The following is a 12,792-nucleotide window of genomic DNA, read 5'->3' as shown; positions in this document are numbered from 1 at the left end:
GTATTTCAGAATCACTAAATCAAGAAAGAAGATAAAACAAAAAGAGGCTGGCGTAAGTTATCCAAGGGTCGTCGAAAAAATAGGAGAGAATCCAGAGCAATATCCTGATCATGAGTATTAATTCAAGAAATCGCCTAGCTGTCGTAGGCTGAAGGCAGGCATACTGGATACGGACGGCCGGAAACGACGGTTCGCCTTTCTGGGATTCGAGGTGTACGGGTTCCAGGATCGCAGTACCCGCGCCGAGCGGCGCGGGTACTGCGGGGGCAGGGCGAGACTCCCAGGCGATTCCTTACAAAGACAATTAGGTTCGGATAGCTACCATATGTTTTGTAACGGAAAACTGAGTATCAAACGGCGCTGGCAATCAGTACCACGCCAGCGGCTGAGATGAGCCCGCCTGACATCAGGATCAGTTCCGGTTTCTCCGGCCGCATCGCCACAAGGCGCCCGATCGCCAGGCCGACCCCGATCAGCAGCGCACTTGCAGCCAACAGCCCGGCGGCGAAGTAGGCCAGTATTCCCCCGGCGTCCGGCGCCGCGTAGAAGTGTGCGTTTCCGTGCAGGAGGCCGATTATCGCCAATGCTACCCGTGCGAGCCAGGGAGGTAGCGACCCGCGTGCGGAGATCATCAGTCCGGCGACGAGGACCGTGACGGCGAGGAGTGGATCGATCGCAGGCAGGGCCAGGCCGGAGAACCCGGCGACCACCCCGATTGCCAGGGTGCCCAGGAAAACGATCGGTGCCGCGTGTTCGGAAGCGCCCTTGCGGCTACCCGCCCAGAGTCCGATCGCAAGCAGGACCAGCAGATGGTCCAGTCCGGTGAAAGGGTGTGCGAACCCGGAACCGAGCCCTCCCGATGTTGCCGTCTCATGCGCATGCGCCGCGCCCGCGATCCATGGAACCAGCACCAGCGGAGCCACGGTTGCAACTTTTCTCATTTTCGCCTCCTGATCGTCGATGAACCCGTTTGCCGTGAAACGTATTATAGGTTGAAGTCGAAAATCGTTCTAATCTTGACCTCCATCAACCGGGTGGGGGTTTGTCTGTGAAAGGCTACACTACTTTAGAGGTTGAGATTATTGGTACGACCGGGTGAAGCGCACGGCGAATGGCCGGGCGAGGACGTCGGGTAGTTGGAACCCGGATTCCATCGATTGAGGAGGGGAGTTGTCATGCCGACGAAGAAGACCTTCTACGACGTCATGCGCGAGCACGGCATCACCCGGCGCAGTTTTCTCAAATTCTGCAGCCTGACGGCCGCCGGACTGGGACTGGGGCCGGAGTTTGCAGGCAAGATCGCCCACGCGTTGGAGACGAAACCGAGGACGCCGGTGATCTGGCTGCACGGGCTCGAATGCACCTGCTGTACGGAGTCCTTCATCCGGTCGGGTCATCCGCTTGCAGGGGACGTGATCCTGTCCATGATCTCGCTGGACTACGACGACACCCTGATGGCGGCCGCGGGCCACCAGGCCGAGGAAATACTCGAGCGTACCGTCGCCGAGCACGACGGCAACTTCATCTTGGCCTGCGAGGGTAACCCGCCGCTCAACGAGGACGGCATGTTCTGCATCCAGGCGGGCAAGCCGTACGTCGAGAAGCTCAAGCACATGGCAGCGCACTGCAAGGCCATCATCGCCTGGGGCTCCTGCGCCTCCTGGGGTTGCGTGCAGGCCGCGCGCCCCAACCCGACCCGCGCCACGCCCATCCACAAGGTCATCTTCGACAAGCCGATCATCAAGGTGCCGGGATGTCCGCCGATCGCCGAGGTCATGACCGGAGTGATCACCTACATGGTGGCCTTTGACCAGTTGCCGGCGCTCGATCGCCAGGGTCGCCCGAAGATGTTCTACAGCCAGCGGTTGCACGACAAGTGCTATCGGCGCCCGCACTTCGACGCCGGGCAGTTCGTGGAGCGCTTCGACGACGAGGGCGCACGCAAGGGGTATTGCCTCTACAAGGTCGGCTGCAAGGGACCGACGACACACAACGCCTGTTCGACCATCGAGTGGAACGGCGGGCTATCCTGGCCGGTCAAGTCCGGGCACGGTTGCCTGGGTTGCGCGGAGGACGACTTCTGGGACAAGGGCTCGTTCTACAGTCCGGTGACCCACCTCGGCATCACCGGCAGGGTCGAGGCAACAGCCGATCAGGTCGGCGCGGTCCTGGCCGGTGCGGCGGCGATCGGTGTCGCGGCCCATGCAACGGCCTCCGCGGTCAGTCACTTCAAGCATAAGAAAGGCGAGGAGGAAGGCGAATGAGCACGCAAGTCACCCCGAACGGATTCGAACTCGACACCTCGGGTCAACGCGTGGTCGTCGATCCCTTCTGCCGGATCGAGGGGCATTTGCGCATCGAGGTCAATCTCGACGAGGAAAACGTGATCCAAAATGCGGTCTCCACCGGCTGCATGTGGCGCGGTCTGGAGGTGATTCTCAACGGTCGCGATCCCCGCGATGCCTGGGCCTTCACCGAGCGGATCTGCGGCGTGTGCACCGGGGTTCACGCCCTGGCCTCGGTTCGCGCGGTGGAGGACTCGCTCGGAATCCCAATCCCGCAGAACGCCAACCACATCCGCAACCTGATGATGCTGGCGCAATACACCCAGGACCATCTGGTGCATTTCTATCATCTGCACGCCCTGGACTGGGTGGACGTGGTCAGTGCCCTGAAGGCCGATCCGAAGGAGACCTCGGCGCTGCAGCAGAGCCTCTCGCCCTGGCCGAAGTCCTCCCCCGGCTATTTTCGCGACGTGCAGGGGCGGCTCAAACGCTTCGTGGAGTCCGGTCAACTGGGTCCCTTCAGCAATGCGTACTGGGGCAGCCCGGCCTACAAGCTCCCGCCCGCCGCCAACCTGATGGCGGTGACCCACTACCTGGAGGCGCTGGACTTCCAGCGCCAGATCGTCAAGATCCACACCATTTTCGGTGGGCGCAATCCCCATCCGAACTGGCTGGTCGGTGGCATGCCGTGTTCGATCAACATCAACGAGACCGGGGCCGTCGGTGCGGTGAACATTGCCTGGTTACAGCAGGTCTCCGACATCATCGACCAGTCGATCACCTTCGTCGACCAGGTGTACATCCCGGACCTCAAGGCCATCGCCTCGTTCTACAAGGACTGGACGTTCGGGGGCGGGCTGTCCAGCAAGAACCTGATGTCCTACGGGGAGTTCCCGGACCGCGCCAACGATTACTCCAACGAAAGCCTGGGTCTGCCCAGCGGGGTGATCATCGATGGCGACCTGACGACGGTGCACGAGATCGATGTGCGGGACCCCGAGCAGATCCAGGAATTCGTCGATCACTCCTGGTACCAGTATCCGGAGCCGGATATGGGTCTGCACCCCTGGGACGGCATTACCGAAGCCCTGTTCGAACTCGGTCCGAACGCCAAGGGCACCAAGACGAACATCGAGCAGGTGGACGAAGGCGCCAAGTACTCCTGGCTGAAGGCCCCGCGCTGGCGCGGGCACGCCATGGAGGTCGGGCCGCTGGCGCGCTACGTGATCGCCTACGCCAGCGGCAACGAGGAGATCCAGGCGCAGGTCGACGGGCTGCTCAGCGATCTGGACCTGCCGCTCCCCGCACTGTTCTCGACCCTGGGGCGTACCGCGGCGCGCGGTCTGGAATGCTCCTGGGCGGCCCACCGCATGCGCAGCGTGCACGACAAGTTGATGGCGAACCTTAAGGCGGGCGACGTGGCCACGGCCAACATGGACAAGTGGGAGCCCGATACCTGGCCGGCCACCTCCAAAGGCGTTGGTCGGGCGGAGGCGCCGCGCGGCGCGCTGGGCCACTGGATCCGGATCGCCGATGGAAAGATCGACAACTACCAGGCCGTGGTGCCGACCACCTGGAATGCCTCGCCGCGGGATCCGAAGGGTCAGATCGGTGCCTACGAGGCGGCCCTTCTGGGGACGCCGCTGGCGAAATCCGATGAGCCGCTAGAGATCCTGCGTACGATCCACAGCTTCGATCCCTGTCTCGCCTGCGCCTCTCACATCATCTCCAGCGACGGCGAGGAACTGGCCGCGGTGAAGATCCGTTGAGGGTTCCGGCACGACAGCGAGCGACGGGAAATCGATCATGACAACATCGACGAATGAAGACGTGCGCGATATTGCATACTCCAAACCGGTCTACGTGTTCGAGGCGCCGGTGCGGGTCTGGCACTGGGTTCAGGCGCTGAGCATCGTGGTGCTGGCGGCGACCGGGTACCTGATCGCCAATCCGCTGCCCTCGGTCGGCGGTGAGGCCAGCGATCATTTCATGATGGGCAACATCCGCATGATTCACTTCATCGCGGCCTACGTCTTCGCGATCGGGTTCGCGGTGCGGATCTACTGGGCCTTCGTCGGCAACAGCTATTCGCGGGAGATCTTCTACCTGCCGTTCTGGAGGATCGCCTGGTGGCGGGAACTGGTGCACGAACTGAAGTCCTACCTGTTCCTCACCAGCGAGATACACAAGATTCCGGGACACAACCCGCTCGCGCAGACGGCGATGTTCTTATTGAACACACTGCTCGGTCTGTTCATGATCTTCACCGGCTTCGCCCTGTACAGCGAGGGGCTTGGACAGGGAAGCTGGGCGGACCGGCTCTTCGGTTGGGTGATCCCCCTGCTCGGTGGTTCCGAATCCGTGCACAACCTGCACGACTTGGGCATGTGGCTGATGATCACCTTCGTGATCATTCACGTCTACATGGCGATGCGCGCCGACGTCATCACCCGGCAGAGCAGCGTCAGCACGATGATCGGAGGCTGGCGGCTGTTCAAGGACGACCGGCCTTGATTCCATTTCAGGGTCTGCGATGAGCGGAATGGAGATCGCCGAAGGGACGCTGGTGCTCGGCATCGGGAACCTTCTCTGGGCGGACGAGGGATTCGGCGTGCGCGCCGTGGAGGCCCTCAACGAGGGCTACCGATTTGCGCCGCACGTCACGGTGATGGATGGCGGTACCCAGGGGATGTTTCTCCTGCCCCATGTCACCGCGGCGTGCAACCTGCTGATCCTGGATGCGATCGACTTCGGTCTGAAACCCGGTGAGCTCAGGCTGATCCTCGATCGCGATGTCCCCCAGTATCTCGGGGCGAAGAAGATCAGCATGCACCAGACCGGCTTCCAGGAGGTACTGGCCTCGGCGGATCTGCTTGGCCGGTTGCCCCGGCGCCTGGCGCTGGTCGGGGTGCAGCCGTGCCGTCTGGACGACTACGGGGGAAGCCTGCGGCCGGATGTGAAGCGGCGGATTCCCGAGGCCGTGGCCATGGCTATCCGGGTCCTGGAGACATGGGGCGTCTCCGTGACACCGCGGGGCGAATCGCCCGAGCGATCGGAACCTACCGGGCCGCGCGCCCTGTCCATCGAACGATACGAGGAACGAACCGAATGACGTCACCGCTGATCCAGCGCCTGTTCGACGAGTATGGCTACCCCGAGGTTACGGCCGATACCCACGACGAGTTCGTCAACGGGCCAGGGCTGCGCGTGCTGTTCTTCGCCGGCGACCCCGACCGCTACCGCGAGACCAACGACGTCGCCGTCGTGCTCCCCGAACTGGTCAAGGCCTTCGCCGGTCAGATCCATCCGGGGGTGGTGGCGGCGAGCGACGAACTGGCGTTACAGAAGCGGTATGGATTCACGGCCTGGCCGGCCCTGGTGTTTCTGCGCAGCGACGGATACCTCGGCGCGATCACCGGGATCGAGAACTGGAGCGAGTATCTCGAGGAGATCTCGAAGCTGTTCACGGCCGAGGTGCGGCGCCCACCCTCGATCGGCATCCCCCTGGTGGGCGCGTGAATACGCGCGCGGAGGGAAGGGCGCAGATCCGCGAGTATCGAACCGGACGAGACAGGACAGTGTGACCATGGGCATTCAAGACATACCCATCGTGGGCATAGGACCCGGCAGCCAGCCGGCCGAGGAAGACGGTGCGGTGATGGAGTACATCAGCATGCCGAAGGGCATGAACACCTACCGTCAGCCGGAGGTGCCCGAGGCCGACGCCGTCCAACTCCTCGACGGCGCGCGGCAGACCATGCAGTGGCTGGAGCAGGCGTTGCAGCAGGTAGCGCAGGAAGGCGGTTCGCAGACGGCGGACATCTCCGCCCTCGACACGGAGAACCGGGAACTGGTCAATCAGATCCTCGGCGAGGGCGAGGTCAGCGTTCGCTACCACGGGGACTTCACGGCACGGGTACAGGAATCCGTGCTCGCCGGCGTCTGGCGCACGCACTACCTGGACGGCGCGGGGCGGGTCGCGCACGATCTCATCGAGGTGGCGGATGTTCCCCTGGTGGTGCGGCTTCCCGGCCGGCAGCGGGTGAGCTGGGAATCGGTGACCACGAGCGAGGGGCCGCCCGCGGACGTCTTCAACGCACCGTCGGTTCTGACCGAGCTGAGGGAACACTGGCGGAGACATCGCCCGGGCGAGGTGGCGCATGTCATCAACCTGACACTGCTGCCCCTGTCCGAAGCCGATATCGCCTGGTTGAACACGGCGCTGCGTCCGGGGCCCCTGGACATCCTCTCCCGGGGGTACGGAGATTGCCGGATCACGGGTGTCGCCGCCCCCGGAATCTGGTGGGTACGGTATTACAATTCCATGGCGACACTGATCCTCAACACCCTGGAGGTTGTGGACGTGCCACAGGTGGCCAGAGCGGCGCCCGAGGACATCGAGGATTCGAGGCAGCGCCTGGTGGAAATCGTTGAACCCTACCGGCAGGCCGGAAGCTGGCGGACATGAAGCTCAACGACAGCGATGTCCCTTCCCGGCTGCGCGATGCGACACGGCTGGAGTGCCGGATCTGCTGGTACGTCTACGACCCCGTCGAGGGCGATCCTGTCGAGCAGATTCCGCCCGGAACGCCGTTCTCCGCGTTGCCGGATCACTGGCGCTGCCCGCAGTGCGATGCCGACAAGGGGATGTTCCTGCCGGTGGACGAGTGAGTCAGGTGGAGGTCGAGCTGGTTCGGGCGTTCCGCCGCATCGACGAGGAGCGGATGCGGGGGCTGCCGATCGGCAACCCGCGTCTGCGGGTCGAGGCGATCGGTTTTCGCGCCTGGCGGGACCATCGTCTCGGCGTCCTGGTCACGCCCTGGTTCATGAACCTGGTCCTGATACCGCGCGCCGCCGGCGAATCGGCGGAGCCCGCGGCCGACACCGGTACGACCTTGCATTTCCCCGCCGGAGACTTCGTCTTCACGCCGGGGGCCTGTGACCCGGGCATCCCCCGGTTCCAGCGCCTGTCGCTCTACGCTTCGATGCACGAGTTTCCCGACCATGAAACGGCCCGCCGGGTGGCGGAAGCGGTCCTCAGCGGCCTGTTCCAGTCGGGCGATGCGGAGACCGTCGCACAGACGGCGGGGAATGGGCCCGGGAAACTGTCGCGGCGCGACATGCTTCGCCGGCTTGTGACCGGAGGTGAGACACGTGCATGAGCTATCCATCTGCGTGGCGCTGATCGAACAGGTGGAGCGGTACGCCGACGAACGCCGGGCGAGCGGGGTCGAGCAGATCGTCCTGCGTATCGGCCCGTTGTCGGGGATCGAGACGCCTCTGCTTGAGACGGCCTTTCCGCTCGCCGCGGCCGGGTCGGTCGCGGAGGGCGCGGAACTGGTCGTCAAGGCGGCGCCGGTGCGCGTAGAATGTACGCAATGCGGTGAGGTCAGCGAGGTTCCTCCAAACCGTCTGCTCTGCGGCCACTGCGGGAGTTTTTATACCCGCGTGACCAGCGGCGAGGACATGATCCTGGAAAGGCTGGTGCTGACCGGTGTCCAGGTCCGTGATTCAGAGGCGACAACGGCCGGGGCCGGCTGAGGAGATCGAGCGATATGTGTCTGGCAATTCCGATGCAGGTCAAGGAAATCGACGGCTTCAACGCCCGCTGCGAGGCGAAGGGGGTGGAGCGCGATGTCAGTCTGTTCATGATGCAGGGGGAAGACGTGGCGGTCGGCGATTTCGTCATGGTGCACGTAGGTTATGCCCTCCAGAAGGTGACGCCCCAGGATGCACAAACGACCTGGGAGCTGTTCGACGAGGCCCTGGCAGTGACCCATCCGGCGCCTCCCGAAGAGCCCTCCGCGTAAGTTATTTCTGGTAAAAAAATAAATGAAACAAAAGGAAATGTAGTTTACATGATGAATTACATTAGGTATTGAGCCGTCTCCGCGCCCCGGGCCAGGGAAACGGAGACCACGCCGGCGACGACGGCAACACCGGAGTTCTGAATCATGTGTGACACCTGCGGCTGCAACATCACCCCTGCCAACGAGCATCTGATCCGGCCCGGCGGCAAGCACGCCCACACGCCGGAAGGGCGCGAAAGCGTGGAGGTTCTCGCGAATCTGTTGAGCGAGAATGACCGTATCGCCGCACACAACCGCGAGCATTTCGATCGTCACCGGGTCCTGGCCCTGAACCTGATGTCATCGCCGGGTGCGGGAAAGACCTCGCTGCTGGAAGCGACCATCGATGCCCTGAGCGGGGAGATCGCCATCGGCGTCATCGAAGGCGACCTGGAGACGGAAAATGATGCCCGCCGCATCCGGGCACGAGGCGTGGAGGCGATCCAGATCGCGACCGGCAGCGCCTGCCACCTCGACGCCCATATGGTCCACGACGCCCTGCACCATATGGACCTGGACAGGCTGGACGTCCTGTTCATCGAAAACGTCGGCAATCTGGTCTGTCCCGCGTCCTTCGACCTGGGGCAGCATCGCAATATCACCCTGTTGTCGGTCCCTGAGGGAGACGACAAACCCGCCAAATACCCGGTGATGTTTCGCGCCGCCGATCTCGTGCTGCTCAGCAAGACCGATCTGCTGCCCTACCTGGACGAGTTCGACCCCGATCGCGCGGAGCGGTGCCTGCGGGAGCTTGCCAGTGTTGCGCCGTTCCTGCGCATCGCCGCAACCCGTTCCGTTGACGTGAACGATTGGCTGCAGTGGCTGCGCGAGGAGATCGCCGCGCATGCGATGAGGGTGGCCCGGGGCGAGTCCCGCAGACCCGCGATCCAGCCGGACGGCGCACAGCTCCATGCCGGGGATCAAACTCACGGTCACGGTCACGAGCATAGCCACGGACAAGGGCATGGGAAGGGGCATGAACACGGTTCACACGGTTCGGGGCATCCGGGCCGACTGGCGGAGCTCTGATCGTGGCGTCCACCGCGCGGGACTGGGCCGATCGCATCTCGGCGCTACCGCTACCCGAGCGGGTTCGGGTCATGAATGTCTGCGGCGGGCATGAACGCGCCATTACCATGGCGGGTCTGCGCGGGGTCCTTCCCCCGAGTGTGGAACTCATTCCGGGTCCGGGCTGCCCGGTCTGCATCTGCCCCGAGGAGGATATCTACCAGGCGATACGTTTGTCGCTCGAAGAGGACGTCGTCCTGCTGGCCTACGGAGATATGCTGAGGGTGCCGGTCAACCTGCCTCGGCGGGAGGTGCGCACACTCGAGCAGGCGCGTGCGGCGGGGGCCGACGTCAGGCCCGTCGCCTCACCCACCGAGGCCGTCCGCATCGCCCGGGCCGAACCGGATGCAACGGTGGTGTTTTTCGCCGCCGGCTTCGAGACGACCACCGCCCCGCTGGCCGCCATGCTGGCCGAAGGTACGCCCGAGAATCTGCTGGTGCTGCTCTCGGGACGTCTGACCTGGCCGGCGGTGGCGATGCTGCTCGACTCTGGCGAGCCGGGATTCGATGCGCTGGTCGCACCGGGACATGTCTCGACCGTGATGGGGCCCGAGGAGTGGGGGTTCGTCGCGGAGCGTCACCGGATCCCGACGGCGGTGGCGGGTTTCAACCCCGTGTCGTTGCTGGCGGCCCTGTATTCCGTCCTGCGCCAGTTCATCGAAGGCCGACCGTTTCTCGACAACTGTTATCCACAGGTCGTGAGGCCGGGGGGTAACCCCGTCGCCAGGAACCACCTGAGCAGGACCATGGATGTGGTCGAGGCCAACTGGAGGGGGGTGGGCGCCATTCCCGACTCGGGATACGCGCTGAAACCCGAATACGCGGCTCACGACGCCCGGGTGCGCTTCCCGTCGCAGGACGATGCGGACCGCAAGCGAGCCGGCGCCATGCCGCAGGGATGCGATTGCGCCCAGGTGGTTCTCGGCAGGATCCGCCCGGACGAGTGTCGCATCTATGGCCTCGCCTGTACCCCGCGCGACCCCGTCGGTCCGTGCATGGTATCGGACGAGGGCGCCTGCCGTATCTGGTGGGCCAGCGGCGTCAGAAAGCGACGGGTCGCATAAGGGCCGGACGTGCCCTGGTCACCGCTACCTTAATGGCAGCTACTTTGGCGAATCTGCCCCGCGACATTCGATCCGAGGCACGCCGTGAATCCGTCCCTGGAGGCTCGACTGCAGCATCCGTGCTGCGGACGCCCTCGTATCGAACACCCCGGGACAGCCTCAAATCCTGCGTAGTACCGTTGAATAAGGCGATTGCCGGAAAATGGCATACCAGATTGCGCCGGATTTTCGTTCGTCATCACGGCGCGACAACAGGCGCATAGTCGAATTATGTCACTGTTGTCGCAACACGGAGGACGGACGAAAAGACAAGCAGGATGGTATGTCATTTGACAGAAATCGCCTAAGTGCCATTGACCTCAAGGGGCGGCCCAGTACTCAGTTCGGTTCCCCGCCTTCGCTCAGGCGGCGACGATCGTCGTCGGTGTTGATATTGGCGAACGTCTCCACGATATCGGAAAAGTCCGCCTTGGCGACCCGGTGTCGGGCATACCAGAGGTCGATCTTGCGATCCCCGGCATCGAGGAAGGCCTGCAGGCTGCCCTGCAGCGAAACCGGGATCAGGGCATACACCGGCTGCATGCGCCGTCCGTCGTCGGCCACGGCGATCTCGGCTTCTGCTGCGGCAAGTGCGCGTCCCAGTCTCGCGACGAGGTCGGCGGGGACACGGGGCCCGTCACAGGGCATCGTGGCGATGTAGTCGGTCCTGCATGCGGCGAGTGCCACCGCGAAGCCCGCCAGCGGCCCCTGATAGTCCACCATCTCGTCACTGACGACCGGGTAGCCGTATCGAAGGTAGGTCTCCCGATTTCGATTGGCGTTGATCATGATCGCGCCGACCTGAGATGTAATCGCATCGAGGATGTGCTCGATCAACGGCCTGCCGTCAAGATCCACGAGTCCCTTGTCGCGCCCCCCCAGCCGTCTGCCGCGACCGCCCGCGAGGACCACCGCCGTGATCTCGTCGCGGCCCGGCGGGTTCATGCCTTGTGGTGTCGCGAGGCCGTGGCGAGTCGGAACGCCGAGACATTGTCCGCGACGGTATCCCGGGTCACCGGATTCAGTCTGCCGCCCTCGAGCTGCAGGTGCCGCTCAGCCAATGAACGGAGCAGCGTTTCGTCGATACGGTCTCGGTTCACGGGACTCGAGAACCTCGGCAGGGCATGGGCGATATTCTTAACGACACTGGTATCGAACATGTAAGGTTGCTGGTGAAGATACATGATCTCATCCTGCAGTGCGCGCCTGCAGCGAAGCCAGGGCATGGCCAGGAGCCCGGTATCGATCGTGCCACGATCCGGTCTGCCCAGTCCCGCCATGATCTTCAGCGTCTTCCCGGTGCCGTTCACCCCGCTCAGCAGCGTGCATTGCCCGCGTCCCAGCGAGATGTCGACGCCATCCAGGACGTTCCGCCCGCGATAGCGCTTGGCGATGTCAATAAACCGGATGTCGAAGCCGTCGGTCATGTCACGAATCGCCCCTTACCCTCAGATGACCTGACTTCGCGGAATCTACGTCGAGCCCAGTTTCAGCACCAGTAGTTCGAGGGTCATGGCGGCGAATCTGGCCAGGCGCCGGGTGAGCTTGCCGGTGGCCGAGCGCACCTGTCCGTCGAGGTGGCGATAATCGGGGTTGACGACCGGCAGGGGCTGCAGAAACAGCCTCGGTTCGATAATCGACCAAACGGTCCAGGCCGAAGTTTTCGCGGGCATACTTGAGGAAGTTTTCCTGCGACCAGCGGGCGAACATGGCCATAGCCAAGGGGGCCGCGGCACGATCTCATGCTCGATGACCTGGATCAGCCCCGGATCGACCACTTGGTTGACGACGCACAAGGGTTGGCCGTCCATGGCATTGACCCAGTAGTCGGTCGTGGCGCGCAGACACAGGCGCTGGGGGACCCGGTTTAGGCCCAGCAGATTGCCCCACTCGCCCGGGGCGCTGTCGCGTAGCGACTCGATCGATTCGAGGCGCGCCAGCGCCATGAAGGCCAGTAGCAGCAACAGGCTGTCGAGACCATAATAGCCCTTCGGTCCCTCCTCGCGGTAGCGCTTCACCGCCCGCTTCAGGCTGATCTTCGTCACCCCGAAGGCGCGCACGATGTCCGCCTGTTTGGCATCGCCGTTGACACAGAACTGGGCGGCGATCGTTTGGAAAGAGGCCCGGTCCTGTTCAGCGTGAACGAACACCGGCATGCTGCCGTTGAAGTAGGTCACGCGTCCCTCCCGTTTGCCGAACGCCGGCACGGCGGTAATGGGGGGTGACGCCCTCGGGGAAGATCGGCAACTGGATTTGCGGCATCTGCTTCGGCATCGACGCCGCCGTCACGTCCCATACGCAAGGCCTTTCCGGTACCGACGGCGATGACGTGGGGGCGTATCCCGTGTTCCACTCGAACGCGGGCAGCAGGTGCGCGAGCGACCCGGAGTTCTCCGTACTGGTCGTGGTGTGGTAGTTTATGTCTCAGTCCGGCTCGATAAACTGGTGCGTTTAGTCCCATTTGCGATGGCACAAACGATCGCAGTT

The 12,792-nt window shown here is 63.7% G+C and carries 17 protein-coding genes; 13 read left to right on the top strand and 4 right to left on the bottom strand.

Annotation, left to right across the window (positions count from 1 at the left end; translation table 11 throughout):
* Nucleotides 1-350: 350 nt before the first annotated feature.
* The gene (locus LJE91_05380) at nt 351-941 is read right to left on the bottom strand and encodes a HupE/UreJ family protein (GenBank protein ID MCG6868168.1); all 591 of its coding nucleotides are present in this window, start codon (nt 939-941) and stop codon (nt 351-353) included.
* 234 nt (nt 942-1,175) lie between these two features.
* Here LJE91_05380 and LJE91_05375 point away from each other — a divergent pair, with 234 nt between their 5' ends.
* From LJE91_05375 to hypD, 12 genes are all read left to right on the top strand, one after another.
* Nucleotides 1,176-2,264 carry a hydrogenase small subunit gene (locus LJE91_05375; protein MCG6868167.1) on the top strand — a complete coding sequence of 363 codons (1,089 nt, stop codon included), beginning with the start codon at nt 1,176-1,178 and terminating at the stop codon, nt 2,262-2,264.
* Nucleotides 2,261-4,054 carry a nickel-dependent hydrogenase large subunit gene (locus LJE91_05370; GenBank protein ID MCG6868166.1) on the top strand — a complete coding sequence of 598 codons (1,794 nt, stop codon included), beginning with the start codon at nt 2,261-2,263 and terminating at the stop codon, nt 4,052-4,054. Before LJE91_05375 ends, LJE91_05370 begins: the two co-directional genes overlap by 4 nt.
* A 37-nt stretch (nt 4,055-4,091) precedes the next feature.
* A complete protein-coding gene (gene cybH / locus LJE91_05365; protein MCG6868165.1) occupies nt 4,092-4,799 on the top strand; it encodes a Ni/Fe-hydrogenase, b-type cytochrome subunit in 708 nt (235 codons plus the stop codon).
* Nucleotides 4,800-4,818: 19 nt separating this feature from the next.
* Nucleotides 4,819-5,397, top strand: a complete 579-nt coding sequence (locus LJE91_05360) for a HyaD/HybD family hydrogenase maturation endopeptidase (protein ID MCG6868164.1) — start codon at nt 4,819-4,821, stop codon at nt 5,395-5,397.
* The gene (locus tag LJE91_05355) at nt 5,394-5,804 is read left to right on the top strand and encodes a hydrogenase-1 expression HyaE (GenBank protein ID MCG6868163.1); all 411 of its coding nucleotides are present in this window, start codon (nt 5,394-5,396) and stop codon (nt 5,802-5,804) included. The genes LJE91_05360 and LJE91_05355 overlap by 4 nt, the downstream gene beginning before the upstream one ends.
* 67 nt (nt 5,805-5,871) lie before the next feature.
* The gene (locus LJE91_05350; protein ID MCG6868162.1) at nt 5,872-6,753 is read left to right on the top strand and encodes a hydrogenase expression/formation protein; all 882 of its coding nucleotides are present in this window, start codon (nt 5,872-5,874) and stop codon (nt 6,751-6,753) included.
* On the top strand, nt 6,750-6,956 hold the full coding sequence (locus LJE91_05345) for a rubredoxin (GenBank protein MCG6868161.1): 207 nt from the start codon (nt 6,750-6,752) through the stop codon (nt 6,954-6,956). The genes LJE91_05350 and LJE91_05345 overlap by 4 nt, the downstream gene beginning before the upstream one ends.
* On the top strand, nt 6,953-7,447 hold the full coding sequence (gene hybE / locus LJE91_05340) for a [NiFe]-hydrogenase assembly chaperone HybE (protein MCG6868160.1): 495 nt from the start codon (nt 6,953-6,955) through the stop codon (nt 7,445-7,447). The genes LJE91_05345 and hybE overlap by 4 nt, the downstream gene beginning before the upstream one ends.
* Entirely contained in the window at nt 7,440-7,826 is a 387-nt protein-coding gene (locus tag LJE91_05335; GenBank protein MCG6868159.1) for a hydrogenase maturation nickel metallochaperone HypA, read from the top strand. Before hybE ends, LJE91_05335 begins: the two co-directional genes overlap by 8 nt.
* 14 nt (nt 7,827-7,840) lie before the next feature.
* Nucleotides 7,841-8,095 carry a HypC/HybG/HupF family hydrogenase formation chaperone gene (locus LJE91_05330; protein MCG6868158.1) on the top strand — a complete coding sequence of 85 codons (255 nt, stop codon included), beginning with the start codon at nt 7,841-7,843 and terminating at the stop codon, nt 8,093-8,095.
* Between the two features lie 144 nt (nt 8,096-8,239).
* Nucleotides 8,240-9,163: a hydrogenase nickel incorporation protein HypB gene (gene hypB, locus LJE91_05325; protein ID MCG6868157.1), complete on the top strand. Its 924-nt coding sequence runs from the start codon at nt 8,240-8,242 to the stop codon at nt 9,161-9,163.
* 2 nt (nt 9,164-9,165) lie between these two features.
* Entirely contained in the window at nt 9,166-10,266 is a 1,101-nt protein-coding gene (hypD, locus tag LJE91_05320) for a hydrogenase formation protein HypD (protein MCG6868156.1), read from the top strand.
* 378 nt (nt 10,267-10,644) lie between these two features.
* Here hypD and mobA read toward each other — a convergent pair whose 3' ends face one another.
* The 3 genes from mobA to LJE91_05305 are packed head-to-tail and all read right to left on the bottom strand — an operon-like array spanning nt 10,645 to nt 12,482.
* Entirely contained in the window at nt 10,645-11,250 is a 606-nt protein-coding gene (gene mobA / locus LJE91_05315; GenBank protein MCG6868155.1) for a molybdenum cofactor guanylyltransferase, read from the bottom strand.
* Nucleotides 11,247-11,732, bottom strand: coding sequence for an ATP-binding cassette domain-containing protein (locus LJE91_05310; protein ID MCG6868154.1), 486 nt, complete (start codon nt 11,730-11,732; stop codon nt 11,247-11,249). The genes mobA and LJE91_05310 overlap by 4 nt, the downstream gene beginning before the upstream one ends.
* A 45-nt stretch (nt 11,733-11,777) precedes the next feature.
* Nucleotides 11,778-12,482, bottom strand: a complete 705-nt coding sequence (locus tag LJE91_05305) for a hypothetical protein (protein MCG6868153.1) — start codon at nt 12,480-12,482, stop codon at nt 11,778-11,780.
* Between the two features lie 44 nt (nt 12,483-12,526).
* Here LJE91_05305 and LJE91_05300 point away from each other — a divergent pair, with 44 nt between their 5' ends.
* The gene (locus LJE91_05300) at nt 12,527-12,721 is read left to right on the top strand and encodes a hypothetical protein (protein MCG6868152.1); all 195 of its coding nucleotides are present in this window, start codon (nt 12,527-12,529) and stop codon (nt 12,719-12,721) included.
* Nucleotides 12,722-12,792: the final 71 nt, after the last annotated feature.

The organism is Gammaproteobacteria bacterium (assembly GCA_022340215.1).
Lineage (GTDB): Bacteria > Pseudomonadota > Gammaproteobacteria > JAJDOJ01 > JAJDOJ01 > JAJDOJ01.
The sequence above is the reverse complement of the archived record's forward strand: the minus strand, read 5'-3'. Positions and strand labels throughout refer to the sequence as shown.

Excerpts from the sequence above, each read along its gene's own strand:
- LJE91_05345 (MCG6868161.1), top strand. The coding sequence starts at position 6,750 with ATGAAGCTCAACGACAGCGATGTCCCTTCCCGGCTGCGCGATGCGACA.
- LJE91_05360 (MCG6868164.1), top strand. The coding sequence starts at position 4,819 with ATGAGCGGAATGGAGATCGCCGAAGGGACGCTGGTGCTCGGCATCGGG.
- LJE91_05310 (MCG6868154.1), bottom strand. The coding sequence starts at position 11,732 with ATGACCGACGGCTTCGACATCCGGTTTATTGACATCGCCAAGCGCTAT.
- LJE91_05330 (MCG6868158.1), top strand. The coding sequence starts at position 7,841 with ATGTGTCTGGCAATTCCGATGCAGGTCAAGGAAATCGACGGCTTCAAC.
- cybH (MCG6868165.1), top strand. The coding sequence starts at position 4,092 with ATGACAACATCGACGAATGAAGACGTGCGCGATATTGCATACTCCAAA.
- hypB (MCG6868157.1), top strand. The coding sequence starts at position 8,240 with ATGTGTGACACCTGCGGCTGCAACATCACCCCTGCCAACGAGCATCTG.
- LJE91_05375 (MCG6868167.1), top strand. The coding sequence starts at position 1,176 with ATGCCGACGAAGAAGACCTTCTACGACGTCATGCGCGAGCACGGCATC.
- LJE91_05355 (MCG6868163.1), top strand. The coding sequence starts at position 5,394 with ATGACGTCACCGCTGATCCAGCGCCTGTTCGACGAGTATGGCTACCCC.
- LJE91_05350 (MCG6868162.1), top strand. The coding sequence starts at position 5,872 with ATGGGCATTCAAGACATACCCATCGTGGGCATAGGACCCGGCAGCCAG.
- LJE91_05380 (MCG6868168.1), bottom strand. The coding sequence starts at position 941 with ATGAGAAAAGTTGCAACCGTGGCTCCGCTGGTGCTGGTTCCATGGATC.
- mobA (MCG6868155.1), bottom strand. The coding sequence starts at position 11,250 with ATGAACCCGCCGGGCCGCGACGAGATCACGGCGGTGGTCCTCGCGGGC.
- LJE91_05370 (MCG6868166.1), top strand. The coding sequence starts at position 2,261 with ATGAGCACGCAAGTCACCCCGAACGGATTCGAACTCGACACCTCGGGT.